The sequence below is a fragment of the Streptomyces sp. NPDC012510 genome, assembly GCF_042955065.1.
Taxonomy (GTDB): Bacteria; Actinomycetota; Actinomycetes; order Streptomycetales; family Streptomycetaceae; genus Streptomyces.
On record NZ_JBIBEN010000006.1, the window covers coordinates 259901 to 286256 of the forward strand.

The 26356-nt window shown below is 70.7% G+C and carries 21 protein-coding genes and 1 pseudogene; 12 read left to right on the plus strand and 10 right to left on the minus strand.

Going from position 1 to position 26356, the window contains the following annotated elements; all coding sequences use genetic code 11:
• Positions 1 to 164: 164 nt before the first annotated feature.
• A complete protein-coding gene (locus ACFY9I_RS13890; RefSeq protein WP_391000967.1) occupies positions 165 to 7055 on the plus strand; it encodes an RHS repeat-associated core domain-containing protein in 6891 nt (2296 codons plus the stop codon).
• The gene (locus ACFY9I_RS13895) at positions 7052 to 7558 is read left to right on the plus strand and encodes a hypothetical protein (protein ID WP_391000969.1); all 507 of its coding nucleotides are present in this window, start codon (positions 7052 to 7054) and stop codon (positions 7556 to 7558) included. Before ACFY9I_RS13890 ends, ACFY9I_RS13895 begins: the two co-directional genes overlap by 4 nt.
• Before the next feature lie 107 nt (positions 7559 to 7665).
• Here ACFY9I_RS13895 and ACFY9I_RS13900 read toward each other — a convergent pair.
• From ACFY9I_RS13900 to glmS, 4 genes and pseudogenes are all read right to left on the minus strand, one after another.
• Positions 7666 to 8103 (minus strand): annotated as a pseudogene (locus ACFY9I_RS13900) (tyrosine-type recombinase/integrase); the annotation flags it as partial.
• A gap of 122 nt (positions 8104 to 8225) precedes the next feature.
• Complete coding sequence (locus ACFY9I_RS13905; RefSeq protein WP_391000972.1) at positions 8226 to 9668, minus strand: NAD(P)H-hydrate dehydratase; 1443 nt, start codon at positions 9666 to 9668, stop codon at positions 8226 to 8228.
• 217 nt (positions 9669 to 9885) lie between these two features.
• Positions 9886 to 10257: a holo-ACP synthase gene (locus ACFY9I_RS13910; RefSeq protein WP_391000975.1), complete on the minus strand. Its 372-nt coding sequence runs from the start codon at positions 10255 to 10257 to the stop codon at positions 9886 to 9888.
• A gap of 46 nt (positions 10258 to 10303) precedes the next feature.
• On the minus strand, positions 10304 to 12151 hold the full coding sequence (glmS, locus tag ACFY9I_RS13915; protein ID WP_391000977.1) for a glutamine--fructose-6-phosphate transaminase (isomerizing): 1848 nt from the start codon (positions 12149 to 12151) through the stop codon (positions 10304 to 10306).
• Between the two features lie 228 nt (positions 12152 to 12379).
• On the opposite strand from glmS, the gene ACFY9I_RS13920 reads away from it, so the two are divergent.
• The 4 genes from ACFY9I_RS13920 to tsaE all read left to right on the plus strand — a co-directional run bounded on the left by ACFY9I_RS13920 (position 12380) and on the right by tsaE (position 16090).
• Positions 12380 to 12934 (plus strand): hypothetical protein, encoded by a 555-nt coding sequence (locus tag ACFY9I_RS13920; RefSeq protein ID WP_391000980.1) that lies wholly within the window; start codon positions 12380 to 12382, stop codon positions 12932 to 12934.
• Positions 12931 to 14091, plus strand: coding sequence for an alanine racemase (gene alr, locus ACFY9I_RS13925; protein ID WP_391000982.1), 1161 nt, complete (start codon positions 12931 to 12933; stop codon positions 14089 to 14091). The genes ACFY9I_RS13920 and alr overlap by 4 nt, the downstream gene beginning before the upstream one ends.
• Before the next feature lie 258 nt (positions 14092 to 14349).
• Positions 14350 to 15591, plus strand: coding sequence for an alpha/beta fold hydrolase (locus ACFY9I_RS13930; protein ID WP_391000984.1), 1242 nt, complete (start codon positions 14350 to 14352; stop codon positions 15589 to 15591).
• Complete coding sequence (gene tsaE / locus ACFY9I_RS13935; RefSeq protein ID WP_391000987.1) at positions 15557 to 16090, plus strand: tRNA (adenosine(37)-N6)-threonylcarbamoyltransferase complex ATPase subunit type 1 TsaE; 534 nt, start codon at positions 15557 to 15559, stop codon at positions 16088 to 16090. Before ACFY9I_RS13930 ends, tsaE begins: the two co-directional genes overlap by 35 nt.
• A gap of 100 nt (positions 16091 to 16190) precedes the next feature.
• Here the strand turns inward: tsaE and ACFY9I_RS13940 are convergent, their stop codons facing one another.
• On the minus strand, positions 16191 to 16343 hold the full coding sequence (locus ACFY9I_RS13940; protein WP_391000989.1) for a hypothetical protein: 153 nt from the start codon (positions 16341 to 16343) through the stop codon (positions 16191 to 16193).
• Positions 16344 to 16542: 199 nt separating this feature from the next.
• Positions 16543 to 17103 (minus strand): hypothetical protein, encoded by a 561-nt coding sequence (locus ACFY9I_RS13945; RefSeq protein ID WP_391000992.1) that lies wholly within the window; start codon positions 17101 to 17103, stop codon positions 16543 to 16545.
• 124 nt (positions 17104 to 17227) lie between these two features.
• Here ACFY9I_RS13945 and tsaB point away from each other — a divergent pair, with 124 nt between their 5' ends.
• The 4 genes from tsaB to ACFY9I_RS13965 are packed head-to-tail and all read left to right on the plus strand — an operon-like array spanning position 17228 to position 19749.
• Positions 17228 to 17893: a tRNA (adenosine(37)-N6)-threonylcarbamoyltransferase complex dimerization subunit type 1 TsaB gene (gene tsaB, locus ACFY9I_RS13950; RefSeq protein ID WP_391000995.1), complete on the plus strand. Its 666-nt coding sequence runs from the start codon at positions 17228 to 17230 to the stop codon at positions 17891 to 17893.
• Entirely contained in the window at positions 17890 to 18402 is a 513-nt protein-coding gene (gene rimI, locus ACFY9I_RS13955; RefSeq protein WP_391000998.1) for a ribosomal protein S18-alanine N-acetyltransferase, read from the plus strand. Before tsaB ends, rimI begins: the two co-directional genes overlap by 4 nt.
• The gene (gene tsaD / locus ACFY9I_RS13960; RefSeq protein WP_391001001.1) at positions 18395 to 19492 is read left to right on the plus strand and encodes a tRNA (adenosine(37)-N6)-threonylcarbamoyltransferase complex transferase subunit TsaD; all 1098 of its coding nucleotides are present in this window, start codon (positions 18395 to 18397) and stop codon (positions 19490 to 19492) included. The genes rimI and tsaD overlap by 8 nt, the downstream gene beginning before the upstream one ends.
• Entirely contained in the window at positions 19489 to 19749 is a 261-nt protein-coding gene (locus ACFY9I_RS13965; RefSeq protein ID WP_391001004.1) for a hypothetical protein, read from the plus strand. The genes tsaD and ACFY9I_RS13965 overlap by 4 nt, the downstream gene beginning before the upstream one ends.
• Positions 19750 to 19844: 95 nt before the next feature.
• Here the strand turns inward: ACFY9I_RS13965 and ACFY9I_RS13970 are convergent, their stop codons facing one another.
• The 3 genes from ACFY9I_RS13970 to ACFY9I_RS13980 are packed head-to-tail and all read right to left on the minus strand — an operon-like array spanning position 19845 to position 22650.
• Positions 19845 to 20420 carry a hypothetical protein gene (locus ACFY9I_RS13970; RefSeq protein ID WP_391001007.1) on the minus strand — a complete coding sequence of 192 codons (576 nt, stop codon included), beginning with the start codon at positions 20418 to 20420 and terminating at the stop codon, positions 19845 to 19847.
• Positions 20417 to 21820 (minus strand): hypothetical protein, encoded by a 1404-nt coding sequence (locus tag ACFY9I_RS13975; RefSeq protein WP_391001010.1) that lies wholly within the window; start codon positions 21818 to 21820, stop codon positions 20417 to 20419. The genes ACFY9I_RS13970 and ACFY9I_RS13975 overlap by 4 nt, the downstream gene beginning before the upstream one ends.
• Positions 21817 to 22650, minus strand: coding sequence for an ATP-binding cassette domain-containing protein (locus tag ACFY9I_RS13980; RefSeq protein WP_391001013.1), 834 nt, complete (start codon positions 22648 to 22650; stop codon positions 21817 to 21819). Before ACFY9I_RS13980 ends, ACFY9I_RS13975 begins: the two co-directional genes overlap by 4 nt.
• Positions 22651 to 22957: 307 nt before the next feature.
• Here ACFY9I_RS13980 and ACFY9I_RS13985 point away from each other — a divergent pair, with 307 nt between their 5' ends.
• On the plus strand, positions 22958 to 23806 hold the full coding sequence (locus ACFY9I_RS13985; RefSeq protein WP_391001016.1) for a Scr1 family TA system antitoxin-like transcriptional regulator: 849 nt from the start codon (positions 22958 to 22960) through the stop codon (positions 23804 to 23806).
• The gene (locus tag ACFY9I_RS13990) at positions 23803 to 23994 is read left to right on the plus strand and encodes a DUF397 domain-containing protein (RefSeq protein ID WP_391001019.1); all 192 of its coding nucleotides are present in this window, start codon (positions 23803 to 23805) and stop codon (positions 23992 to 23994) included. The genes ACFY9I_RS13985 and ACFY9I_RS13990 overlap by 4 nt, the downstream gene beginning before the upstream one ends.
• Before the next feature lie 17 nt (positions 23995 to 24011).
• On the opposite strand, the gene ACFY9I_RS13995 is transcribed toward ACFY9I_RS13990, so the two are convergent.
• On the minus strand, positions 24012 to 26321 hold the full coding sequence (locus tag ACFY9I_RS13995) for a glycoside hydrolase family 3 N-terminal domain-containing protein (protein WP_391001022.1): 2310 nt from the start codon (positions 26319 to 26321) through the stop codon (positions 24012 to 24014).
• Positions 26322 to 26356: the final 35 nt, after the last annotated feature.

Here is a 26356-nt window from a genome sequence, read left to right on the forward strand (position 1 = left end):
CGACTGTCCTGTCTTCGTATAATTTGATCACGTTGGTTTTGCGTCAGTGGTGGGTTAACGTCCCGCCGCAAGTGCGTCGTTCACGCAGTGGCGGTTGGGTGTTTGCGGCAGTGTCCGCGTAACGGGGTGGGGTTGTGGGGCGGTCTGCCAGACGTGGCCTTGTCGTGTCCGTGTCGAGCGCGATGCTGTGCGGTCTGCTGTCCGTGCCGGCGTTCGCCGCTGTCGTGGACGCGGCGAAACCGAAGGACAGGACGGTCAGCGTGCCGACGGGCGACGCTCAGGCCGTGCCCCGGCAGCGGGCCGAGCAGACCATGACCAAGGCGCCGAGGACGACCTGGCCCCAGCGGACCGGGGCGGCGGTCGACCTGCGGGAAGCACCCACGGGTGACCCCTTGGCCGTGGCGCCCTCGGGCGCGGTCGTCGACGCCGACAGCACCGGCCGCGCGGCGCAGGACGCCGTGGTGACCGTCCAGAAGCCCACGACCGAGCAGCGCACGCTGGCGGGCATCCCGCCCCAGGCCGCCTTCGCCAAGTGGCGGAAGGCCGCGAAGGAGGGCACGCTCAGCGGCGACAACCGGCTCGTGCGGGCCGGCGGCACCCCCGCGCACGTCGACGTCCAGGTCCTCGACCGCTCCGAGGTCGAGCCGGTCGGCGGAATCGGCATGGGCCTGCGGCTCACCCGCGACGACGAGGTCGAGGCGCCCGGCCCGGTCCGCGTCACCCTCGACTACTCCGGCTTCAAGTACGCCCACGGCGGAGACTTCGCCGACCGACTCCGGCTGGTCCAGATGCCCGCCTGCGCGCTGACCACGCCCGAGAGGGAGGGCTGTTCGCCGGATCTGAAGCAGTTCGTCGACACTGACAACGACGTGCGGTCCGGGACGCTGTCGGCGACGGTGTACGCGGACGCCGACCCGACCGCGGTGTCGGCCGACGACGACTCCTCCCCGCTGAGCCGGTCGACCTACGCGACCGCCACCGGGGCCACGGTGCTGGCGGTGACCTCCGGGTCGTCGTCGGACGAGGGCGACTACCGGGCGTCGACGCTCAGCCCGTCCGGTTCGTGGGACGTGTCCACCGGCTCGGGCGCCTTCACGTACAACCTGCCGATCCAGCTGCCCAAGGCGCCGTTCGGCACCACGCCCTCCCTGGCCCTCACCTACAACTCGCAGTCCGTCGACGGCCGTACGTCGGCCACCAACAACCAGGCCTCCTGGGTCGGCATGGGCTGGGACCTGGAGGTCGGCTACATCGAGCGGCGCTACAAGAACTGCGCCCAGGACGGTCTGTCCACGATCGGTGACATGTGCTGGGAGTCGCCGAACACGAGCGCGGAGCCCGATGGTGCCGGCTACGTCATCAACCTCAACGGCGTCACCTCGCAGTTGGTCCAGGACGGCACCGGAACCGGCTCGTACCACCTCCAGGACGACCCGGGCTGGCGTGTCCAGCACCTGTGGAACGGCCACGGCAGCGACGACGAGTACTGGGTGATCTCCTCCCAGGACGGCATGCGCTACTACTTCGGCTGGGGGCGCGCCGAGCGGAACAACGCCGCGACGAACTCCGTCTACACACTGCCCGTCGTCGGCAACGACACGAGCGAGCCGTGCCACAGCCAGTACCCCGAGCCGTGCACCCAGGCCTGGCGCTGGAACCTCGACCGGGTGGTCGACCCCAACGAGGTCGAGAACGCCTACTTCTACGACAAGCAGAAGAATCACTACCGCTCGGTCGCGAACACCGACAAGGCACGCTCGTACGACGCCGGCGGCTATCTGACGAGGATCGAGTACGGCTGGGCCTCCCAGATCACCGGCGCCCTGCTGCCCGCCAAGGTGGAGCTGACCCATGTGGGCCGCTGCGTGGAGCGCATGGCGGAGACGGACCCCCTCGGCGACGAGCCCGCGGCCTGCCCCGGCATCTCCACCAACCCGGACTCCTACCCGGACGTGCCCACCGACCTGATGTGCGACGGCACGGCCGGCGACAGCTACTGCGCGGGCAAGACGTACTACCCCACGTTCTTCACCACGGACATGCTGTGGGACATCAAGACCTTCGTCAGCGACGACGGCGGCACCACGTGGGACCCGGCCATGCAATACCAGACCAAGCACGGCCTGCCCAACCCCGACGGCACCGTCGGCAAGACCCTCTGGCTCGACTACGTGCAGCGCAAGGGCTACGGCGACGGCACCGACCTGCGGCTGCCCGTCATCAACTTCAACGGTGAGTGGAAGGACAACCAGGTCGGCTCCTCGCTGCTCAACTTCCGCCGGGTGACCAAGGTGTACGGCGACCTGGGCGCGACGACGAGCGTGACCTACGGCCAGCCGGACGCCTGCGACATCGACAACCTGCCGAGCCAGTCCTCCAACACCCAGCTGTGCTTCTGGCAGAAGTGGGAGCCAGAGGGCTCGTCCGGGACGAAGACCGGCTGGTTCAAGAAGTACCTGGTCACCCAGGTCTCCGTGGACCCCGGCGTCGGCCAGGGCGCCGACGGCGACGGCGACCCGACCATGACCACGCGCTACGAGTACAACGGCGGCGCCGGCTGGCGGTTCACCAACGACCCGCTGGTGGCCGACGAGGACGAGACCTGGTCCGACTGGCGCGGCTACCAGCAGGTCGAGGTGTTCACGGGAACGAAGAGCAACGCGGCCTCCACCTACCACTGGCTCTACCGGGGCCTGGACGGCGACCGCACCTCCAAAACCGACTCCTCCGCGACCCGCACCGTCACCGTCAAGGACGGTCAGGGCACCGAGTATCCGGACTCGGCCTGGCTGGTCGGCAAGACCATCGAGACCAGCAAGCGCGACGGTGACGGCAGCTCGCACGAACGGACGTTCAAGGAGTACTGGGCACACGTCACCGCCGCGTACGAAGGGCTGCCCGACGCCCGCTTCGTCCGCGACAGCAAGACATCGACGCACCAGATGACCTCTCAGGGCTGGCGCGTGCGCACGGTCAAGGACGAGTACGAGGACACGTCGTCCACCAGCACCACGTACGGCCTTCCGCTGCGCACCAACGACTGGGGTCTGGAGAACTTCGACGACAACCGCTGCACCACGTACGGCCGCGCCTACAGCACCGACACCTTCCCCGACTCCGACGTCAAGCGCTGGATGATCGTCGAGGACGAGCGCAATCACTACGCGGCCGACTGCGCCGCGCGCAGTTCCTCGAACCGCGACGGGTACGCGGTGACGCTGTACGACGGCTCGACATCAGTGGCGAACAACGACGCCGCCTTGGCCGACGGCAACGTGACGGAGCAGCGCGTCTATACGGACGCCACCCACTACCGCACCACCAGGAGCGACTACGACGGCGCCGGCCGGTCCATCGCGGTCTACGACGGCAAGGGCGCCAAGACCACCACGACCTACTCGCCGACGACGTCCTGGCCGGTCAACGGCGTCACCATCACCACCCCGGATCCCGACGGCACCGGCTCGGCCACAGCGATGTCCACGACCACCTCGTACTCACGCCTGTGGGGCACTCCGTACAAGATCCTGGACGCCAACGGCCACACCACCCGGGTCGTCCACGACTCGGTCGGCCGCTACAGCACCGTCTTCAAGCCGACGGAGATCGCCAACTACCCCAGCGGCAAACCGTCGATCAAATTCACCTACACCATCCCGACCGCGACGAACAGCGACGGAGTGCCGGACACGATCACCGGCCCTCCCCGGGTGACCACCGGCGTCCTGCAGGCCGGCAGCACCTATGTCAACACCTACGCCTACCTCGACGGTCTGGGCCGTACCCGCGAGACCCAGTCGACGGCGCCGGACGGCACCGGCCGCACCGTGGTCTCCACCCGCTACGACACCTCCGGCAATGTCACCGGCACCTCCGCGCCCTTCTACAACTCCAGCGGCTCGGGCTCCGGCATGGTGCTGCCCACGGTCGAGAACCTGCCGTCGTACAACGACCCGATCATGGACTGGGCGGGCCGGGCGACCGAGGTGCAGACCCTCGCCAACGGCACTCCGCAGGCGACCGGCCACACCCGCACGCACTACTACGGCGACTACACCACCACCGTCCCGGCGACCGGCGAGCGCATGGACACCTTCACCGACGTCTTCGGCCAGACCACAAAGGTTGTGGAGCACGGCCCGCGCGGGCCGCAGTCGACGTCGTACCAATACACCCGCAGCGGTCAGCTGAAGAAGATCACCGATGCGAAGGGCAACGCGACCACCTACACCTACAACTGGCCGGGTGACCGTACGGCCACGAACGAGCCGGACACCGGCTCGTCCTCCAGCACCTACGACGAGAACGGCCAAGTAGCCACCGCGACCGACGGCAACGGCAGGACGCTGACATACGCCTACGACACGCTGCAGCGGCCCACGACGATCAGTAACGGCACGACGACACTGTCGAAGCTGTCGTACGACAGCGCCCCCGGCGGCGCGGGCCAGCCGGCCTCAGCCACGAGCTACGCGAACGGCAAGGCGTACACCGCGACCATCACCGGCTACGACGACCGCGGCCGGGTGACGGGCAAGCGGTACACGGTCCCGGACGACGGCTCCGGCTTTGCCGGCACCTACGCCCTGGGGTACGGCTACGACCTCGCCGACCACATGACGTCGGTGAGCTACCCGGCGGTCGGCGGCCTCCCCGCGGAGACCGTGACCACCACCTACTCGCCCCAGGGGCTGCCGACCGAGGTCTCGTCGCCACTGGCCACCTACCAGTCGTCCATCGGCTTCGACCGCCTGGGCCGCCTCAACGCCCGCACCTTCGGTGCAAGCGGCAGCACGGACGCCACCATCAGCCGCGCCTACACCTTCAACGACAGCGACGGCAGCGGCGCGCTGTCCAACATCAGGACAACGGTGACCGCGGGCGGCACCACGAACGTGGCTCAGGACGACACCTTCACCCGCGACCTCGGCAGTATGCTCACCGGCGTCACGGACGGTGTGACCGGGCAGAGCGAGTGCTACACCTACGACGAACTCAGCCGGCTCACCCACGCCTGGACGACGCAGGCGACGGACGGCTGCACGGGCGCGGCGGCGTCCGACCTGAGCAGCGGGCTCGACCCGTACGACACGACGTACAGCTACGACGAACTCGGCAACCTGAGGTCCGTCAAGGACACGACGACCACCGGCTCGACGACGAAGGACTACGCCTACCCCGGCTACAGCGCGGACGGCTCGACCTACACGGCGGGCCAAGCACGTCCGCACGGCGTCACCCGGGCGGGCAACGACGTCTTCGCCTACAACAACGCGGGTCAGATGACGTCGCGCACGGTCGCCGGGGTGCCGTCGACCCTGGACTGGAACGACCAGAACCGCGTCAGCCAGGTCACGCAGCACAAGTCCACGGGCGACACGGTGTCGAAGTACGTGTACGACGCGAACGGCAACGTCCTGCTGCGTACCTCTCCCACCGAGGACGTGCTGTACCTCGAGGGCCACGAGCTGCACCGGGCCACCGGAGGCAGCGTCACGGCAACGCGCCAGTACGTGGCGGCGGGCACCCCGGTCGCGATGCGGGGCGCCAACGGTATGACCTGGCTTCTTGGCGACAACCAGGCGTCGACGTCGCTCCTGGTCGCTGTAGACGGCACGGTCGCCCGCCGCCGGTACACGCCGTTCGGCGCGCAGCGCGGCAGCACGGGCCTGCCGTCCTCCACCGACCGGGGCTTCCTCGGCAAACCGGAAGACGACTCCACCGGCCTGTCGATTCTCGGTGCCCGTATGTACGACGCGTCGCTCGGGCGGTTCCTCAGCCCGGACGAGCTCAACAAGCCGTACTCACCACAGGAGATGAACGCGTACAGCTACGCGATCAACAACCCGATCGCGTTCAGCGACCCGAGCGGTCTGGAGATCTCGGTTCCCGGGAAGGGCTCGCAGCCGTACACGTGCAAGAGCAACCTGGACTACTGCCCCAAGAAGGTGCAGAACGCGGTCGGTTACAACCCCGATACCAAGACGGTCGGCTACGACCCGGTGACCGGCAGTGGTGCTCCGCCGGCGAAGGTTTTGAAGGAATTCTTCGGCAAGGTCAAGGTCCCCAGCATCAGCCAGATGGTCGGCTGGGGTTCGTACCGGGAGAACCTCCCTCTTTCACTCAATATCGAGCTGTACTTCCGCGACCGCTGCCTGGACGGCCTTCAGGGCATGAGCTCCTGCATGGCCATGGCGGAGTACTACGACAACTGGTCGGCCGTCAGCGAAATCCCCATCAACCCCTGCGAGGCTTCGAGTCTCTGTCAGTCCCTCGGCGACCTGGCCGCGGGAATGATGGCCAGAGGCATGAAGGGTTCGCCCTGCAGCTTCGACCCGCAGACACCGGTGCTGATGGCAGACGGCAAGACCAAGCCCATCGGCAAAGTCGCACCAGGTGACCACGTCGAAAGCGGCGACCCCGACGACGGCAAGCACGTAGGCCCGCGCAAGGTCACCGCCCGATTCGTCCACCGCGACGACGACCTCGTCGACCTCACGATCCGCGGCACCGACGGCCACGACTCGGTGCTCCACACGACGTCCGATCACCCTTTCTGGAACGACACAACCCACAGCTGGGTCAAGGCCGCCGACCTCCGCCCCGGCCACGTCCTCAACACGGACACCGACAACCACGTCCGGATCGTGGCCGTCGAGGACCGGCCCGGCAGCGCCGGCATGTACAACCTCACCGTCGAACAGCTGCACACGTACTATGTGCTGGCGGGCGAGACACCGGTCCTCGTTCACAACAGCAACTGCTCCATCGGGTCGGTGACTGGGCCTGCTGGCGAGGTGTTGCCACTGCCTAAGGGAGCTGCTGGCACACCGGTTGCCACAGGTAAGGGCTGGGCTTACGACATTCCGACCGGAACCAAGGGCCTCGATCCTCGGGTGGTGCAAGTTCGGGTGATGGACCCTGTCACCACCGGCAAGTATCAGTACCCGAACGGTTATGTGGTGTACATGAATAAAGCAGGCCAGTCAGTCAATCCCCTAACTGGACAAACGGTCGGCAAGGCTGACCCCTACAATCACATCCCGATCCCATGATCTCGATAAATGATCTCGTCCATGCCAGGCCGTATCCGGAATTTTTCGGCTCGGTCGAAGTGGATCCCCTGCGAGAAGCGGACGCGCTGCAAGAGGCGCAGCTGCTCGACTCTCGGGTGTGTCACTTGACCTCCACGGCGGCTCTTCTCTTCGAACTGCGCACCTCTTTGCAGTTTGAAGTGGGAAATTCTGCACTGCTTGTGGTCCGAGGTCTGCGCTCGTTCGACTGGAAGTCACCGACAAAGCAGGTTCCTCTCGCGGCGCTGACGGTAGTATCCAGTGTTGCGGACCGGTCGGGTGGTTCTCTTCGTGCGAGATTCGAATTCTTCCCGGAGGCGCACCTTGCAGTGGCGGGCGATCTGGCGGAGTTTTACGTCCTCGAAGCGGAAGGAATCGGCGACGTGCCGCCCGACTATTCGAGCGTGGACTTGAAAAAGGTTCAAGGTGCCTTGCCATCTTGGTCCTCCGTGTGCAGCTTGCTTCAGGCGTCAATTTTGCACTGAGGTAGCAACGCGGGGGTTGGCGATGTTCCCGTTAGCGAATCGAAGCCCCGCCAGGCGTAGTCTGGCGGGGCTTCGCTGGTGTTTGACGGCAGTAATTGACGGCAACGTCAGTGGACGGGGACAGAGCAAGGAGGCGGTTCGTTGCTGTCGGCGTCGGCTTTCTCGGTGACCTCCGGTCCGCCGAGGGCGGTGCTGAGGGTGTCGATGGCGTCTCGCTGGAGGCGGAGCCTTACGTGGGCGTAGACGGTGGCGGTGACACCGATGTGGGCGTGGCCGAGGAGTTCCTTGATCACGACGAGTTCGACTCCCTGCTCTAGGAGCAGGGTCGCGGTCGAGTGCCTGAGGTCGTGAAATCGGATGCGGCGGAGGCCGGCCTTGCGGAGGAGCGTGTTGAAGGTGCGGGTGAGGTTGGTCGGGTCGATCGGTCTGCCCTGCACCGTGGTGAATACGTACCCGTCGTGCTGCCACGTGGTGCCTACGACCTCACGCTCGCGCTTCCCGCCCGTGCTGGTGCGCTGCAGGGGTCGGCGGATTGCGGCGGTGCCCGCGAACGCATTCGGAATTCCCTGGAATTCCCCCAGCGGTGTAGACCACTGACGGCAGTAGTGACGGCAACACCAGCAGACTGGCCTGCCTGAGCACAGCGGTGACTGTGGGCGGCGCCCGGTCAGGCCGTGATGACGTTCCGCCAGGCCCTCGGAATGGCCTCCGCCACGTCGTGGGCGCCCGTCGGGGCTCCGTCGGCGGCGTAGCGGCCCGCCAGGCCGTGGATGTAGGCGGCGACGCTCGCCGCGTCCAGGGGGGAGAGGCCGGCGGCCAGGAGGGAGCCGGTGAGGCCGGAGAGGACGTCGCCGCTGCCGGCGGTGGCCAGCCAGGGGGTGCCCGTGGCGTTGACGCGGGCCGGGGCGGCGGGGGCGGGGTCGGCGATCACGGTGGTGGAGCCCTTGAGGAGGACCGTGGCGTCGTAGGCGCGGGACAGTTCGTGTGCCGCGGTCAGGCGGGCGGACTCGACCTCCTCGCGGGAGACGCCCAGGAGGGCCGCTGCCTCGCCGGCGTGGGGGGTCATCACCGTGGGGGCCGTGCGGGTGCGGACCGTTTCGCGGTCGGCGAGGCGGAGGCCGTCGGCGTCGAGGAGGACCGGCACGTCGGTGGAGAGGGCCTCGGCGACCGGAGCCGCGTCGTCGCCCGCTCCGGGGCCCGCGACCCAGGCCTGGACCCTTCCCGCCTTCTTCGGGCCGTCGTTCGAGACCAGGGTCTCCGGGAAGCGGGCGAGGACCGCGTCGGCGGCGGCGCCCACGTAGCGGACGGCGCCCGCGCCGCCGCGCAGGGCGCCCGCGACCGCGAGGACCGCCGCGCCCGGGTAGCGGGTCGAGCCCGCCGCGATGCCCACCACCCCTCGGCGGTACTTGTCGCTCTCCTGGGACGGGCGGGGGAGGAGCGCGGCCACGTCGGCGTGCTGGAGGGACTCCAGGGCGGGAGTGGCCGGGAGGGTGTCGTCCAGGCCGATGTCGATCAGGCGGACCGAGCCGGCGTACTCGCGGGCCGGGTCGATGAGGAGGCCCGGCTTGTGGGTGCCGAAGGTGACGGTGAGGTCGGCGCGGACGGCCGGGCCGCGCACCTCGCCGGTGTCCGGTTCGATGCCGCTCGGGAGGTCCACGGCGATGACCGTGGCGCGGGAGGCGGCCGCGAGGTCGGCCAGGGGAGCGGCGTCGGGGCGCAGGCCGCCCTTGCCGCCGATGCCGACGATGCCGTCGAGGACGAGGTCGGCGTGGGGGACGAGGTCGGCGGCGGTGGTGGGCGCGGCTGTGGTACCGCCCGCGCGGCGGAAGGACTTCAGGGCGCCCGGGTGGGTGCGGTCGGGGTTCAGGAGGACGGCTGTCACTCCCGCGCCCCGTTTCGCCAGGCGGGCACCGGCGTAGAGGGCGTCCCCGCCGTTGTCGCCGCTGCCGACGAGGAGGACGACACGGCTGCCGTAGACGCGGCCCAGGACGTCCGCGCAGGCCGCGGCCAGGCCTGCGGCCGCGCGTTGCATCAGGGCGCCGTCGGGGAGTTGGGCCATGAGGGTGCGTTCGGCTGTGCGGACGGTTTCTACACGGTGGGCTGAGCGCATGGGGAAGAGTCTGCCTTGTGTCTTGGGGCGGGTGCAGCGGGGCGGGGGTGCTGGGTGCGCTTGGCTGGCGCCGGGCGGGGGTGGGGTTCCGCGGCTCGGCGGTTGCGAGGTGCCGCCGCGCCCACCCGTGCCGCCCCAGCGGCACGATTGCCCGCAGCTGGGTGAGGGGGCGGGGCCGCGCTCCGTAACCATGACGCCCCCTCACCCCTCCGCCCCCTCACCCCTCCGCCACCACCACCGCCGAAGCCACCCCCGCGTCGTGGCTCAAGGAGATGTGCCAGGACTTGACGCCCAGTTCGGCGGCGCGTGCCGCGACCGTGCCGGTCACCCGGACGCGGGGCTGGCCGGAGGGTTCGACGTAGACCTCGGCGTCGGTCCAGCGGAGGCCGCTGGGGGCGCCGAGGGCCTTCGCCAGGGCCTCCTTCGCCGCGAAGCGGGCCGCGAGGGAGGCGATGCCCCGGCGTTCGCCACTGGGGAGGAGGATTTCGCCGGGGAGGAAGAGGCGGTCGGCCAGGCTGGGCGTGCGGTCCAGCGAGGCGCGGAAACGGTCGATCTCGGCGACGTCGATGCCGACTCCGATGATGGGCATGATCCGCACCCTACGGTGCCCGTGACGGCTGCCCCCTCCAGGCTCCTCACTCCACCGTCACCGACTTCGCCAGGTTCCGCGGCTGGTCCACCTCGTTGCCCCGGGCCGTCGCCAGTTCGCAGGCGAAGACCTGGAGGGGGACCGTGGCGACCAGGGGCTGCAGCAGGGTGGGGGTGGCCGGGATGCGGATGAGGTGGTCGGCGTAGGGGAGGACGGACTCGTCGCCCTCCTCGGCGATCACGATGGTGCGCGCACCCCGCGCGCGGATCTCCTGGATGTTGGAGACGATCTTGTCGTGGAGGAGGGAGCGGCCCGCCGGGGACGGGACCACGACGACGACCGGTAGGTCTTCCTCGATCAGGGCGATGGGGCCGTGCTTCAGCTCGCCCGCCGCGAAGCCCTCCGCGTGCATGTACGCCAACTCCTTGAGTTTCAGCGCGCCTTCGAGGGCGACGGGATAGCCGACGTGGCGGCCCAGGAACAGCACCGTGTTCTTGGTGGCCAGGGTGCGGGCCAACTCCCGTACCGGCTCCATCGTTTCCAGGACCCGTTCCACCTCGTGGGAGATGCGGGACAGGTCGCGGATCACCGCCCGGATCTCGTCGCCCCACTTCGTGCCGCGCACCTGGCCGAGGTACAGCGCCACGAGGTAGCAGGCCACGAGCTGCGTGAGGAACGCCTTCGTCGAGGCGACCGCCACCTCCGGGCCCGCGTGGGTGTAGAGGACCGCGTCCGACTCGCGGGGGATCGTCGAGCCGTTGGTGTTGCAGATGGCGAGGACGCGGGCGCCCTGTTCGCGTGCGTGGCGCAGGGCCATCAGCGTGTCCATGGTCTCGCCGGACTGGGAGATGGCGATGACCAGGGTGTGCGAGTCGAGGATCGGGTCCCGGTAGCGGAACTCGCTCGCCAGCTCCACCTCGCACGGGATACGGGTCCAGTGCTCGATGGCGTACTTGGCGATGAGGCCCGCGTGGAACGCCGTACCGCACGCCACGATGACCACCTTGTCCAGCTCGCGCAGCTCGGAGGCGGGGATCCGGACCTCGTCCAGGCTGAGGGAGCCCGCCGCGTCGATACGGCCGAGCAGTGTGTCCGCGACCGCCTTCGGCTGCTCGGCGATCTCCTTGAGCATGAAGTAGTCGTAGCCGCCCTTCTCCGCTGCCGACGCGTCCCAGTCGACGTGGTACGAACGGACGTCGGCGGGGCGGCCGTCGAAGGTCGTCACCGTGACGCCGTCGCGGCGCAGTTCGACGACCTGGTCCTGGCCCAGCTCGATCGCGGAGCGGGTGTGGGCGATGAACGCGGCGACGTCCGAGGCGAGGAAGGCCTCGCCCTCCCCGACGCCGACGACCAGGGGCGAGTTACGGCGTGCGCCCACCACGAGGTCAGGTGCGTCCGCGTGCACCGCGACCAGGGTGAACGCGCCCTCCAGCCGGCGGCACACCAGCCGCATCGCCTCCGCCAGGTCGTCGCACGAGGAGAACTCCTCGGCGAGCAGATGGGCCACCACCTCGGTGTCCGTCTCGGAGGCCAGGTCGTGGCCCCGCTCGGCCAGTTCGGTGCGCAGCGCCGCGAAGTTCTCGATGATGCCGTTGTGGACGACGGCGACCCGGCCCGCGTTGTCGAGGTGCGGGTGGGCGTTGGTGTCCGTGGGGCCGCCGTGGGTCGCCCAGCGGGTGTGGCCGATGCCGGTCGAACCGGACGGCAACGGGCGGCCGACCAGCTCCTTCTCCAGGTTGACCAGCTTCCCGGCCTTCTTGGCGGCGGCCAGGCCCCCGTCCGCCAGCACTGCAACGCCCGCCGAGTCGTACCCCCGGTACTCCAGTCGCTTCAGCCCGGCCAGGACCACGTCGAGCGCGGACTGCGAGCCGACGTATCCCACGATTCCGCACATATCAACCCCTGTGTCATGCCGTCTGTCGTGCCGTGTGTCGTGCTGTGTGTCGTGCCGTGCGCGACCTTTTCGTGTGCCTTCTGTGACTGTACGTGACAATGCGGCGTCCGGGAGGCGTCCGGGCGGCGTCCGGTGAGCCCTCATATCGGGTGACTTCGTACCCGGATATCGGGTGACCGCACGCGCGGCACCTCCTCGCGTGCGTGGGCGCCACGTATCGCTGATCACATGACAAGCGGACGAATCACCTCCCGTGCCGTCGCCGTGGTCCTCGCGCTGTTCGCCGTCCTCCCCGTCGACGGAGCCGCGGCCGACCAGTCCTGGCCGGTCGACACGCCGGACCGGGCGCTGGCGCCACGGGTGTACACGCCCGATGCGGCGGAGGACCGGGTGGAGCCGAGGGACGCGGCGGCCGGGACGTACGACCTCGTCGAGCACGTGCCGCTGAGCGAGGCCGGGGCCGGGGCGGTGTCCGGGGCCGGGGCGGTGGCCGGTGCCGAGGTCACCCGCACGACGCTCACGGGGCCCTGCCAGCGACAGGTCGAGCGGTATCTGAAGCGGAAGGCCGACGGGAAGCAGTCACGGGCGGACTGCCTCGCGATCCGGGCGTTCCAGATCAAGCACGAGCTCGAGCCGGCGATCGGTTCAAGGACCGGGTTCACGTGTGGGGGAGGCGGGCCGGGAAGTGAGGCGGGTGCCGGAGAGGAGGCTCTGTGCCTCGGCGCCGGGCTGCGCCCGTCCCGCGAGGCGTCCGGGCGCTCTGAGACACTGGGGCTGACATGAGTGAGACAGCACCTCTGCGGCGCGCGCCCCTGCGGGCCCGTGCCGAGATCGATCTGGATGCCCTGCGGGCCAATGTGCGGACGTTGCGTGCGTCGGCGCCCGGAGCCGAGCTGATGGCCGTGGTCAAGTCGGACGCGTACGGCCACGGGGCGGTGCGGTGCGCGCGGGCGGCCGTCGAAGCGGGCGCGACCTGGCTGGGAACGGCCACGCCGGAGGAGGCGCTGGCGCTGCGGGCGGCGGGGCTGTCGGGGCGGCTCATGTGCTGGCTGTGGTCGCCTGGCGGGCCCTGGCGCGAGGCGGTCGAGGCCGAAGTGGACGTCTCCGTCAGCGGGATGTGGGCCCTCGGGGAGGTCACCGACGCCGCCCGCGAGGTCGGCCTACGCGCGCGTGTGCAGCTCAAGGCCGACACGGGGCTCGGACGCAACGGCTGCCAGCCGGACGACTGGCCGGAGCTCGTCGCCGAGGCGCTGCGGGCACAGGCCGAGGGGCTCGTCACCGTCACCGGGCTCTGGTCGCACCTCGCGTGCGCCGACGAGCCGGGGCACCCGTCGATCGACGCCCAGCTCACCGCCTTCCGCGAGATGGTCGCGTACGCCGAGGTCCAGGGCGTCCGCCCCGAGGTGCGGCACATCGCCAACTCGCCCGCCACCCTCACCCGCCCGGACGCCCACTTCGACCTCGTACGGGCGGGCATCGCCGTGTACGGCATCTCGCCCAGCCCGGAGCTGGGCAGTTCGGCCGATCTCGGACTGCGCCCGGTGATGCGGCTCAGCGCCTCGCTCGCGCTGGTCAAGCACGTGTCCGGCGGCCACGGCGTCAGCTACGGCCACCACTACGTCACACCGGGCGCCACCACCCTCGGCCTGGTGCCCGTGGGGTATGCGGACGGCATCCCCCGGCACGCCTCCGGTACGGGGCCCGTGCTGGTCGGCGGGAAGTGGCGGACGGTCGCCGGCCGGGTCGCCATGGACCAGTTCGTCGTCGACCTCGGCGGGGACGAACCCGCCGCCGGGGACGAGGTCGTGCTGTTCGGGGCGGGTGACGGGGGCGAGCCGACCGCCGAGGACTGGGCGAAGGCGGCCGGAACCATCGCGTACGAGATCGTGACGCGCATCGGAACCCGCGTTCCGCGCGTCTATGTCGGCACGGGAGAGTGAGCGGACACGAACGAGGGGCCCACGAGTGGCTGACCCCGAGTCCGTGACCGTGTGGGACTTGAACGTGTGGGACGTGTGGGACGTGCACCTGTGTGACATGAGCGTGTGTGACATGAAGGCGTGTGACCTGAATGCGTGTGACTTGAACGCGTGGGCCTGACCACGAGTAAGTGAAAGACGAACAAGATAGGTAACTCCGTACGGATGTGCGGAGTTGCGGTGGCAGCGGGACCGGACGTCGGCGAAGAGGAGCAGGACGTGAGCGAGAGCAGCGCGGAGGCCGTGGAGGCCGTCGCGAGCGCGGCCGCCGCCACGGCCGCCTCCGGCGACGGGATCTGGCGCAGAGCCGGCATCGCCGGGGCGGCGATAGGCGTGGTCGCGGCGGGCGCGGCGGCCGGTGTCGCCATAGAGCGGCTCACCGTCGGGCGCGGCATGCGCCGCAAGGCCCGCCTCGCACTCGACTCCACCGGCCCGTACGGGGCGCTGCGCGGCACCCCCGGCAAGGCGTTCGCCGACGACGGCACCGAGCTGTACTACGAGGTCGACGACATCGAGCCGGAGGCCGGCCTCTCGCCCCGCAGGCGCCGCCTCTTCGGCCGCAAGGCCCCCGCCCCGGTCACCGTCGTCTTCAGCCACGGCTACTGCCTCAACCAGGACTCCTGGCACTTCCAGCGGGCCGCGCTGCGCGGGGTCGTACGGACCGTGCACTGGGACCAGCGCAGCCACGGCCGCTCCGGGCGCGCCCAGGTGAGCGACGGGGCGCCGGTCACCATCGACCAGCTCGGGCGCGACCTCAAGGCCGTGATCGACGCGGCCGTGCCGCAGGGGCCGATCGTGCTGGTCGGGCACTCCATGGGCGGGATGACGATCATGGCGCTGGCCGCGCACTACCCGGAGCTGATCCGCGAGCGGGTCGTCGCCGTCGCGCTGGTCGGTACGTCGTCGGGGCGGCTCGGCGAGGTCAACTTCGGTCTGCCGGTCGCGGGCGTCAACGCCGTGCGGCGGGTGCTGCCCGGGGTGCTCAGGGCGCTGGGGCAGCAGGCCGCGCTGGTGGAGCGGGGGCGGCGGGCGACGGCCGACCTGTTCGCCGGGATCATCAAGCGGTACTCGTTCGCTTCGCGGGACGTCGATCCGGCGGTCGCGCGGTTCGCCGAGCGGATGATCGAGGGCACGCCGATCGATGTGGTCGCCGAGTTCTACCCGGCGTTCACCGAGCACGACAAGACCGAGGCGCTGGCGGCGTTCGCCGAGCTGCCGGTGCTCGTGCTGGCCGGGGTCAAGGATCTCGTCACACCGAGCGAGCACAGTGAGGCCATCGCCGATCTGCTGCCGGACGCGGAGCTGGTGCTCGTGCCGGACGCCGGGCATCTGGTGATTCTGGAGCACCCCGAGGTGGTGACCGACCGGCTCGCCGACCTTCTCACCCGTGCGGGGGCCGTGCCGGCGGGGGCTACCGTAAGTGGTTATGGAAGCGCCAGCAGCACCGCACGTCCCGGGTGAGCCGGGGTCCTCTCGGTCGTCCTATGAGATCGTCATCCATTCTCCCGCGCAGATGCTTGATCTGGGCCGGCGCCTGGCCAAGCTGTTGCGCGCGGGGGATCTCGTGATGCTCAACGGGGAGCTGGGGGCCGGAAAGACGACCCTCACGCGGGGGCTCGGAGAGGGGCTGGGGGTGCGAGGTGCGGTTACCTCGCCGACCTTCGTCATCGCCCGCGTCCACCCGTCCCTGGTGGAGGGGCCGCCGCTCGTCCATGTGGACGCGTACCGCCTGGGCGGCGGGCTGGACGAGATGGAGGACCTCGACCTCGACGTCTCGCTGCCGGAGTCGGTGGTCGTGGTGGAGTGGGGCGAGGGGAAGGTCGAGGAACTGGCCGACGACCGGCTGAGCGTCGTCATCCACCGGGCCGTCGGGGACACGACGGACGAGGTGCGGCATGTGACGGTGACCGGGCTGGGGGCGCGGTGGGCCTCGGTGGAGCTGGGTGTGCTGTCCGCGTAACGCCTGGTAGCCCGCCGATCGTCTCTTCCGACTAGGCGTCGGCAAGTGTTGCGTTCGGTGCGTTCGGCGTGGTCACATGGTAGCCAGGTCCTTGGTTAGGTCAACCTAACTTGGTTCGCCGGGAGTACCAGGAGGCGTCCATGTCGGTATCGGAGCGGAAGCCCTCCGGGGCGGGCGGGGTGTCGATGCGGGACCTTCTGGCCGCGAGCGCGGCGGCGAAGGCGATCTCCACGCCGCCGACGGCTCCGCCCACGGCTCCGCCGGTGCAGGTGGAGGGGCGGCGGTCTGTGGTTGGACGGTGCCGCAAGGCCGCGTAGCCGTCGTAGCGGTGTGGCGCTGCGGGTGGGGTGGTTCGGTCGTGGCGCGGCCGCGGGTGGGTGGGGGCCGGTCGCGCGGTTCCCCGCGCCCCTGAGATACCCGGCGACTCCCTGTCCGGTGACCAGGACAGACCCCTACTCGACGACGACCACCTGCGTGCCGATGCCCGCGAAGTCCCACATCGCCTTGCCGTCCTTGCGGGACTCGCGGATGCCGCCCGTCTTGGTGGTGGGGTCGGGCTTGGGGGTGGAGCCGTCGACCGCCGCGCTGAAGCCGATGACGACGCCGTCGACCGTGGTGAAGCGGACGACGTGTTCGATGGGCGTGCCGTCGGAGCCGGTGACGGCGGCGGAACGGGACGAGACGGTGTAGGTGGCGGGGGCCGGGTCGACCGTGCTGGGGGTGACCTCGAAGGTGCGGGTGACCTTCTCGCCGGCGCCGACCAGCCAGACGCGGTCCTCGTCGAGGGAGTAGACGACCCGCTCGCCGGTGCCCGAGTCGGAGGGGAGGACCTCGTCCGTGTCCTTCTCCCGCTCGGCCGGGGCCTTGGACTTCTTGGCCGCCGGGGAGTCGGAGGCGGTCGGTTTGCCCAAGTCGTCGGGGGCGTTCGCCGACGCCTGGTAGGCGAGGAAACCGACTGCGGCGATGGCCGCCGCGGTGAGCCCGGCCACGAATCCCGAGCTGCTACTGGCCACCTTGTGTGTCCACCTCTCGTACCCACGTACGCCCTTGATGTACGTCTGTGCTGTGACGGTAGCAGCAGAGGGAGCCTGGACCGGGTCGGCCGTGTCCCGGCCCGAAGCGCCGTAGGCTGTTTGCGTGCTCTTGCTCGCTCTGGATACCGCCACCCCCGCCGTCACCGTCGCGCTGCACGACGGGACGGATGTCGTCGCCGCGTCGAGCCAGGTGGACGCGCGTCGTCACGGGGAACTGCTGCTGCCCGCCGTCGACCGTGTGCTGGCCGAGGCGGGGACCCGCCTCGACGCCGTCACCGGCATCGTCGTGGGCATCGGTCCCGGCCCGTACACCGGGCTGCGCGTCGGCCTCATGACCGCCGACACCTTCGGCCTCGCCCTCGGGGTCCCCGTCCACGGACTGTGCACCCTCGACGGGCTCGCGTACGCGGCCGGGGTCGAGGGGACGGCCGAGGGGCCGTTCGTGGTGGCGACCGACGCCCGGCGCAAGGAGGTGTACTGGGCGCGGTACGAGGACTCGCGCACGAGAGCGACGGAGCCGGCCGTCGACCGGCCCGCCGAGATCGCGGAGCTGGTGGCCGGGCTCCCTGCGGTGGGGGCGGGCGCGCTGTTGTACCCCGACACCTTCCCCGACGCCCGCGCGCCCGAGCACGTTTCCGCGGCCGCCCTCGCGGCGCTGGCAGCCGAGAGGCTCGCGGCGGGCGAGAAGCTGGAGGCGCCCAGGCCGCTGTACCTGCGCCGGCCGGACGCCCAGGTGCCCAAGAACTACAAGGTGGTCACCCCCAAGTGACGCACGCGGTGCTGCGCGAGATGCGCTGGTGGGACATCGAGCCCGTACTGGAGCTGGAGAAGGACCTCTTCCCCGACGACGCCTGGTCGCGGGGCATGTTCTGGTCGGATCTCGCCCACGCGCGGGGCCCGAACGCGACCCGGCGGTACTTCGTGGCGGAGTCCCCGGACGAGAACGGGCGGATCATCGGCTACGGGGGCCTCGCCTCGGCCGGGGACACCGCCGACGTGCAGACCATCGCCGTCGCCCGCGAACACTGGGGCACCGGCCTCGGCGCGCTGATCCTGACCGAGCTGCTGCGGGCCGCCACCGCCTTCGAGTGCGCCCAGGTGATGCTCGAATGCCGGGTCGACAACGTCCGCGCCCAGAAGCTCTACGAGCGCTTCGGCTTCGAGGCGATCGGCTTCCGCCGCGGCTACTACCAGCCGGGGAACGTGGACGCCCTGGTCATGCGGCTCAACGACCCCTCCACATCCGTCTCCGCACAAGGAACCGAGATCAATGGCTGACGAACCCCTGGTCCTGGGGATCGAGACCTCCTGCGACGAGACCGGCGTCGGCGTCGTGCGCGGGACGACCCTGCTGGCCGACGCGATCGCGTCGAGCGTCGACGAGCACGCGCGCTTCGGCGGGGTGGTGCCCGAGGTCGCCTCGCGGGCGCATCTGGAGGCGATGGTCCCGACGATCGACCGTGCGCTGAAGGAAGCGGGGGTGAGCGCGAAGGACCTCGACGGCATCGCCGTCACCGCCGGGCCGGGCCTCGCCGGCGCCCTGCTGGTGGGCGTCTCGGCGGCGAAGGCGTACGCGTACGCGCTGGGCAAGCCGCTGTACGGCGTCAACCACCTCGCCTCCCACATCTGTGTGGACCAGTTGGAGCACGGGGCGTTGCCGGAGCCGACGATGGCGCTGCTGGTGTCGGGGGGCCATTCGTCGTTGCTCCTTTCGACGGACATCACGTCGGACGTACGGCCGATGGGGGCGACGATCGACGACGCGGCCGGCGAGGCCTTCGACAAGATCGCGCGCGTGCTGAACCTCGGGTTTCCCGGCGGGCCGGTCATCGACCGGTACGCGCGCGAGGGCGACCCGGACGCGATCGCCTTCCCGCGCGGGCTGACCGGGCCACGCGACCCGGTCTACGACTTCTCCTTCTCGGGGTTGAAGACCGCCGTGGCCCGCTGGATCGAGGCCAAGCGGGCGGCGGGGGAGGAGGTGCCGGTGCGGGATGTGGCGGCTTCCTTCCAGGAGGCGGTCGTGGATGTACTGACGCGGAAGGCCGTGCGGGCCTGCCGTGACGAGGGCGTGGACCATCTGATGATCGGTGGCGGTGTCGCCGCCAACTCCCGGCTGCGGGCGCTGGCCCAGGAACGGTGCGAGGCGGCCGGGATCCGACTGCGGGTACCCCGGCCGAAGTTGTGCACGGACAACGGGGCGATGGTGGCGGCTCTGGGCGCGGAGATGGTCGCGCGGGGGCGCGCCGCCTCCGACTGGGACCTGTCCGCCGACTCCTCCCTGCCGGTCACCGACCCGCATGTGCCGGGCACCTCGCACGCGCACGACCACGTCCACGAGGTCAGCAAGGAGAACCTCTACTCGTGACCGTCGCCCTGATGTGGGAGGCCCGGGCGGTCGCCGGCCGGGGTGCGGAACTCCTTGCCTGGGCCCGTGCGCGGGAACTGCCCGACACCGGGCGGCTCCTGCGCCGCGAGACCCTCCGGGCGCCCCAGGACCGGGTGCTGGTCATCACCTGGTGGGACGCGGAGTATGACGCCGAGCTGCCGGAACTGCCGGAGCCCGACGCCGGGTTGGTCTGCCGGGCGGTGCACCGGTGGCGGTTCGAGTCACTGGGCGAGTGACACCACCCTGGTAGGAATCCGGCGCCAGTACTTCCAAAAGTACTCCGGAAGTACTCCGGAACTGCCGAGTTCGCGGCGGTCGTGAGCCGGGCCGGTCACCGCCTCGGTCCCGCGACGGCGTAGGCCGCGGTGCCGGCGACCGCGAGGACCAGGGCCGTCCAGGTACCCGCCGACGTGCCGGGTGGCAGCAGCATCCAGGTCCCCACCTGCATCGGCGTGCTCGTCGAGGGCGGGGCGGAGAACGAGAACGCCAACCAGGCGAACGGCAGCGTCCACCCGAACTGGCCGCCCGAGAGCGCCGCGCCCAGGGCCGCCAGCCCCATCAGTCCCGCGCTGTCCCGGACGACGAACGCGGTGGTGGCCATGGGCTCGCCCATCGCCTGCACGGCCAGCAGCACCGCGCCGACCACGGCGCCGAGGAGCAGCACGTGCGCCGCTCTGCGGGGCGCCCAGCGGATCGCGGCCGTCCGGTCCAGCGCGAGGTCCTGCCCGCTGAGCCCGGTCGAGGCCGCCATCACCCCTGCGGCGAGGACGAGCACGGCCGGTCGCGGATCACCGGGTCCCCCGTTGCCGTCCCGGGCGAGCACCCCCACCACCACCGCGCCGACCACCACTGCGGCGAGCGAGGCGGGCACCTGACGCGAGCGCGCGTACAGCATCAGCCATCTCACCGGGACCCACCGGCCTCGAGCGCGTCGAAGGCATCGCCCTCGCAGGAGAGCGCGGCGGCGCGCATCGCGTCGATCCGCGCGAGCTGCTCATCCCGCGGCAGCGCCTGGAGTTCCTTCCACACCGGGAGGGCCCTGGCGATGACGTGGCGACGCACCCCCGCCGAACCCGTGCCGGGCAGCGGCTTGAGGTCCCCGAGGACCCAGCCAGCCGCGACGGTCCGCGCGAACTCATCGTTGCCGAACTCGCTCCAGCCGACGGCGACGGGGGCGCACCCCGGCACCATGCCCTTGCCGATCAAGGCCTCGGTCAGCCCTTCGCCCTGCGCGGCGGCGATGATGTCGTCGTCGAAGCCGAAGATCACGGTCCTGTGGGACCAGCGCGGTGTGGCGCCGTCCGGCAGTACGGCGGTGTTCTCCCGGATGGTGTCCGGTGCCTGGCTGCCCAGGGCGCCGCGCAGTCGGCGCAGTGCCTCCTTGCCGGGGCCCGCCAGGTCAGCGAGTCGTGCGCGGTGCTGCTCGGTCACGCACACCGGGCCGTCGCACACCAGCTCCGCGGCGGCCTCGTCGAGGACGTACATCCGGCGCGGGTCGGAGGGCAGGACGAGCAGGGCGAGTGCCGCGCCCGCCAGGACGGGCGTCAGGGCGAGCAGCCGGGTGCGCGGGGTCGCGGCGACCAGCAGCGCGAAGCCGGTCACGGCCATGCCCAGCAGCCAGATCGTCTGTCCGACGTGCACGGACGCGGAGAGCGTCACCAGCGCGTTCGGCACGCCCTCGATCGCCGGCGACAGCAGGGAGACCCGGTTCGGCTCCGAGCTTGGGACCCCTGTCGTCCCGGTCGTGTCCGTCCGGCCCAGCCACGTCTGTACGAGGGTCAGGAACACGAAGGCGCCTATGGCCAGGGCCGGTGGAGTGAGCGCCGAGGGCAGGGCGCGCCCGGCCCCCATGCCCAGCGCGGCTCCTGCGACGAGGGCGAGCGCCCCCACCAGTGAGATCGGCAGCCATCGAAGGTGCGTGTACCCGGTGTTGACGAGCACCTGAATTGCACCCAAGCCGATGACCAGCGCGAAGGCCGAGACCAGGGTGATCGCCGTCGTACCCGCCAGTGTGGCCGCGCGATGCCGGGCGGGACGCGATGTGGTCGTCAGCAGTTCGGACATCTTCGAGCGGTGGTCGCGCAGTCCCTGCAGCGCTCCGAGTCCCACGGCCAGTGGCCACAGGTAGAACAGCAGGGTGCGGGTCCACAGCGCCAGGGACGTCCACTGGGCCGTCCACGCCGTGGTGCCCCTCCACCACGACCCGTTCAGCAGGTACAGGAACGCCAGCGCGGTCATCAGGGCCAGGACGCCGGCCCACGGGGCGACGGACCGCTTCAGCTCGGTGCGCAGGACACGGATGTTCACCAGGTGCCCCTCTCCCGGGCGGGGTCCTGCAACAGTGCCGAGTACCCGCGCTCCAGCGGGCTGTCGCCCACGTGGTCGGGGCTTCCCGCGGCGGCCAGTTCGCCGGGGGTGCCCTGGAAGACCAGCCGGCCCTCGGCGAACAGCACCACGTCCGTGCAGGCGGCGGCGACGTCCTCCACCAGATGGGTGGAGACGACCACGCAGGTGTCCGTGCCCAACTCCTGCAGCAGTTCGCGCAAGCGCAGCCGCTGGGCGGGGTCGAGGCCGACCGTCGGTTCGTCGAGGAGCAGGACGGCCGGGTCGTTGACGATGGCCTGGGCGATGCCGACCCGGCGCACCATGCCGCCCGACAGGGACTTCATCCTGTCGTCGGCGCGGTCCGCGAGGCCCACGCGTTCCACGGCGCGCTGCACCGCTGCCGGGATGTCGGCCTTGGGCACCTCCTTCAGCCACGCCATGTACTCGACGAACTCGCGCACGGTGAAGCGCTTGTAGTAGCCGAACTCCTGCGGGAGATAGCCGATCCGGCGGCGCAGCGCACGGTGCTCGCCCATGCCGCCGACGGACTGGCCGAGCAGTTCCAGGGTGCCCTCGGCGGGGCGCAGCACGGTGGCCAGCGCCCGGATGAGGGTGGTCTTGCCGGCTCCGTTGGGGCCGAGCAGGCCGTGTACTCCGGTGCCCAGCGACAGGTCGAGCCCGTCGACGGCCATCCGTTTCCTCCCGACCCTGACCTTCAGCCCGGTGGCCCGGACCTCCCAGGCGTAGGCCGTCGGCGCGATGTCTGCCGCTCTCACAACGGACGTCATGCGGCTTTCCTTTCCGTTGGTCATCCATGGGCTCCCGGCACGGAGGACGCGCCCCCGCGGGCGATCACGACACCGCTGCCCGACGATCGCCACGGGCGGCGGCTGGTCTCACACCCGCTAGACGCCGGATGCAGGCGGCGGGATTTCAGTTCGCTGTGATCCCCGTCACTTCGACGCGGTTGTCCGCTCGGAGGCATTCGGAAGGCCGAGAGCGAGGCGGCACGGCTTCGGGAGGCTGCACGGGAGGGTGGGGGTGGCCCCGCGCGTACTGAGGGTGGAGTACGCGGCTGTTCGGTGGACAGTACGGTGATCAGGCGGTCACTCTGGGTTGATGGTGCATGGCGTGGAGTGGGCGGCGCAGGGGCAGGGTGGTGAGCCCGGGTCGTCGGACAGCATGAAGGCGTTCGGCGCGGTGGTGCAGGCGCTGCGGGAGCATGTGGGGGTGAGCCGGGAGGAGTTCGGGGCGCGCGTTCATTTGTCCAAACACTCCGTGGCTTCCATTGAGTTGGGGCGACGGCTGGCAGATCAGCGGTTTGTCGAACTGGCTGAGGAGGCTACGGGTAACACGGGCGCGGTTCGGGGCGCGTTTCGGCACATGGCTCGACAGCCGGGGCTGGCGGCGTGGTTCAGGATGTGGGCACGGCTTGAGCGGGAGGCGGCCGCTCTGGACACGTACGAGTGCAGGCTGGTGCCGGGGTTGTTGCAGCCCGAGCCTTACGTGCGGGCGGTCTTCGAGAACGCGGTTGCGCCGGTCAGCGACGCCGAGTTGGACATGCAGGTGGCCGTTCGGATGGAGCGGCAGCAGCTGTTGCGGGAGCGTCCGAACACGTCGTTCAGCTTCATCATCGAGGAGAGCGTGCTTCTCCGGGAGCTGGGCGGCCGAGAGGTGACGCGCGGCCTGTTGCACTACTTGCTGGAGTGCGCGGAGCTGCGGAACACGAGCCTTCAGGTCATGCCGCTGAAGCGCGTTCAGCATGCCAGTCTGTCGGGGCCGCTCCAATTGGTGGAGACACCGGACGGGCGGCGGCTCGCCTACGCCGAGGGGCACATGAACGGTCGGCTGATCGCTGACCCGAAAGACGTGGCGCTCCTCAACCAGCGCTATGCGAAACTGCGGTCGCAGGCTCTCACCCCGGAGGACTCCGTGAGCTTGCTGGAGCGACTGCGAGGAGCCTTATGAGTACCGCCGAACTCGCTTGGTTCAAGTCCAGCCACAGCACGGATCAAGGGGACAGCTGCGTCCAAGTCGCGGGCACGCCCACCACCATCCACGTCCGCGACTCCAAGGACACCACCCGCCCCCACCTCGACCTCACCCCCTCCGCCTGGGCCCCCTTCGTCGCGTTCGCGGCGGCCCAGGCAGACTGAGCGTCAGACCTCAGACCTCAGGCCTCCGCGGCCCGGACCTCCGTCTCGCAGTGCAGTCGGCGGTCCGGGCCCGCCTCCCGTACGGGCCCCCGCACGGTCACCCCCACCCGGTGGCGTACGTCCGTGCTCGACGCCGCCACGCGCAGTTCCAGGGCGCCCGGTTCGACCACGCGGCGGCCGGAGCGGTCCGCGAAGCAGGACACGTCGGGGTGGAAACGGAACCGCACGCGGGACGCCGCCCCCGGCTCCAACTCCACGCGTTGGTAGGCGATCAGGCGGATGTCCGGGCGGGTCACCGAGGCCACCGGGTCGTGCAGGTAGAGCTGCACGACCTCCGCCCCCGGCCGCTCACCCGTGTTGCGGACGGTCACGGCCACGTCGTACGTGCCGTCCGTGTCGATCTCCGCCTCGGTGCCCTCGAAGTCGCCCCATGCGAACGTCGTGTACGAGAGGCCGTGCCCGAAGGGGTACAGCGGGGTCGGGTCGAGGTTGCTCGCGCCGCCGTACAGGCCCATCGGCGGCTGGAGGTACGTCCAGGGCTGGCCGCCGGGGCGGTTCGGGACGCTGACCGGGAGGCGGCCCGAGGGGGAGACGCGGCCCGACAGCACTCCCGCCACCGACGGGCCGCCCTCCTCCCCGGGGAAGAACGCCTGGACCGCCGCCGCCAGTCGACCGTTCCAGCGGCCCAGCGCGTAGGGGCGGCCGGTGAGGAGGACCAGGACCACCGGAGTGCCCGTGGCGACCAGCGCGTCCAGCAGCTTCGCCTGGACGCCCGGCAGCCGGAGGTCCTCCGCGTCGCAGCCCTCGCCGGAGGTGCCCCGGCCGAAGAGCCCGGCGCGGTCGCCCAGGACCGCCACGCAGACGTCCGCCTCGGACGCGCGGGCGATCGCCTCGGAGAACCCTTCCATGCTGTCGCCGTCGACGTCGCTGCCGGTGGTGTGGGTGATCTTCGCGTCGGGGAGTTCCGTGCGCAGGGACTCCAGGACGGTCGGGATCTCGATGCCGAGGGGGGTGCCGGGGTGGGCCGGCAGGACGTGGGACGGGAAGGAGTAGCAGCCCAGCATGGACAGGGGGTCGTCGGCCCGGGGACCTACGACCGCGATCCTGATGTCGGGGGCGAGCGGCAGTACGCCGTCGGGGTTGTCCAGCAGGACCACCGACTCCTCGGCCAGGCGGCGGGCCAGGGCGCGGTTGCGCGGCGGGTCCAGGTCGACGGCGGCGGTCGCCGGCTCGGGGGCCCAGTTCTCGTCGAGGAGGCCCAGTTCACACTTCTGGAGCAGGACCCGGCGGGCGGCGAGGTCCACCAGCGCCTCGGGGATCTCACCCGCGCGCACGGCCTCGACCAAGGGCTCGCCGTAGCAGCGCAGGCTCGGCAGTTCCACGTCGATCCCCGCGGCCAGCGCCGCGTGGGCGGCCTCCGCGCGGCTTCCCGCCACACGGTGGTTGGTCTCCAGGAAGCCGACACCGAAGTAGTCGGAGACGACGGTGCCGGTGAAACCCCAGTCGTCACGGAGGAGTTCGGTCAGCAGCCCCCGGTCCGCCGAGACCGGGACGCCGTCCGTCTCCGTGTACGCCGCCATGACCGAGCGGGCGCCGCCCTCGCGCAGGGCCATCTCGAAGGGGGGCAGGGTCACGTCCGCGAACTCCCGTACCCCGGCCCGTACGGGCGCGTGGTTGCGGGCGCCGACGGACGCCGCGTACCCGGCGAAGTGCTTCAGCGTGGCCACGATCCCGGCCGACTCCAGGCCCCGGACGTACGCCGAGCCGATCGTGCCCACCAGATACGGGTCCTCGCCGATGGTCTCCTCGACCCGCCCCCAGCGCGGGTCGCGGACCACGTCCAGGACGGGGGACAGGCCCTGGTGCACGCCGACCGACGCCATGTCCCGTCCGATGTGCCGGGCCATCTCCTCGACGAGGGGTGGATCGAACGTCGCGCCCCAGGCGAGCGGGACCGGGTACGCCGTCGCCTGCCAGGCGGTGAATCCCGCCAGGCACTCCTCGTGGGCGACGGCCGGGATGCCGAAACGGTTGGCGGCCATGATGCGGCGCTGGGCACGGGCCAGTGCCTGCGCGCCCAGCGCCGGGTCGACGGGCGCCGTGCCGAAGGCGCGGGTGAGCTGGCCGAGGCCCCGGGTGATCAGCTCGGCGAAGTCGAACGACTCCGTCATGCCCGCCTCGTCGGGGGCGATGTCCTCGCCGGAGGAGTCGGTCTTCACCCACACGCCGTACAGCTGGGCCGCCTTCTCCTCCAGGGTCATCCGGGAGAGCAGATCCTCGACCCGCTGGGCGGCGGGCAGGGCGCGGTCACGCCAGGGGATGGTCATGAAACTCCTGTCAGGGGTCGGTGCAGGGGTCGGTG

Excerpts from the sequence above, each read along its gene's own strand:
- ACFY9I_RS13920 (WP_391000980.1), top strand. The coding sequence starts at position 12,380 with ATGACAAGCGGACGAATCACCTCCCGTGCCGTCGCCGTGGTCCTCGCG.
- ACFY9I_RS13905 (WP_391000972.1), bottom strand. The coding sequence starts at position 9,668 with ATGCGCTCAGCCCACCGTGTAGAAACCGTCCGCACAGCCGAACGCACC.
- glmS (WP_391000977.1), bottom strand. The coding sequence starts at position 12,151 with ATGTGCGGAATCGTGGGATACGTCGGCTCGCAGTCCGCGCTCGACGTG.
- tsaE (WP_391000987.1), top strand. The coding sequence starts at position 15,557 with ATGGAAGCGCCAGCAGCACCGCACGTCCCGGGTGAGCCGGGGTCCTCT.
- ACFY9I_RS13910 (WP_391000975.1), bottom strand. The coding sequence starts at position 10,257 with ATGCCCATCATCGGAGTCGGCATCGACGTCGCCGAGATCGACCGTTTC.
- ACFY9I_RS13980 (WP_391001013.1), bottom strand. The coding sequence starts at position 22,650 with ATGACCAACGGAAAGGAAAGCCGCATGACGTCCGTTGTGAGAGCGGCA.
- ACFY9I_RS13985 (WP_391001016.1), top strand. The coding sequence starts at position 22,958 with ATGGTGCATGGCGTGGAGTGGGCGGCGCAGGGGCAGGGTGGTGAGCCC.
- tsaD (WP_391001001.1), top strand. The coding sequence starts at position 18,395 with ATGGCTGACGAACCCCTGGTCCTGGGGATCGAGACCTCCTGCGACGAG.
- alr (WP_391000982.1), top strand. The coding sequence starts at position 12,931 with ATGAGTGAGACAGCACCTCTGCGGCGCGCGCCCCTGCGGGCCCGTGCC.
- ACFY9I_RS13995 (WP_391001022.1), bottom strand. The coding sequence starts at position 26,321 with ATGACCATCCCCTGGCGTGACCGCGCCCTGCCCGCCGCCCAGCGGGTC.
- ACFY9I_RS13895 (WP_391000969.1), top strand. The coding sequence starts at position 7,052 with ATGATCTCGATAAATGATCTCGTCCATGCCAGGCCGTATCCGGAATTT.
- ACFY9I_RS13990 (WP_391001019.1), top strand. The coding sequence starts at position 23,803 with ATGAGTACCGCCGAACTCGCTTGGTTCAAGTCCAGCCACAGCACGGAT.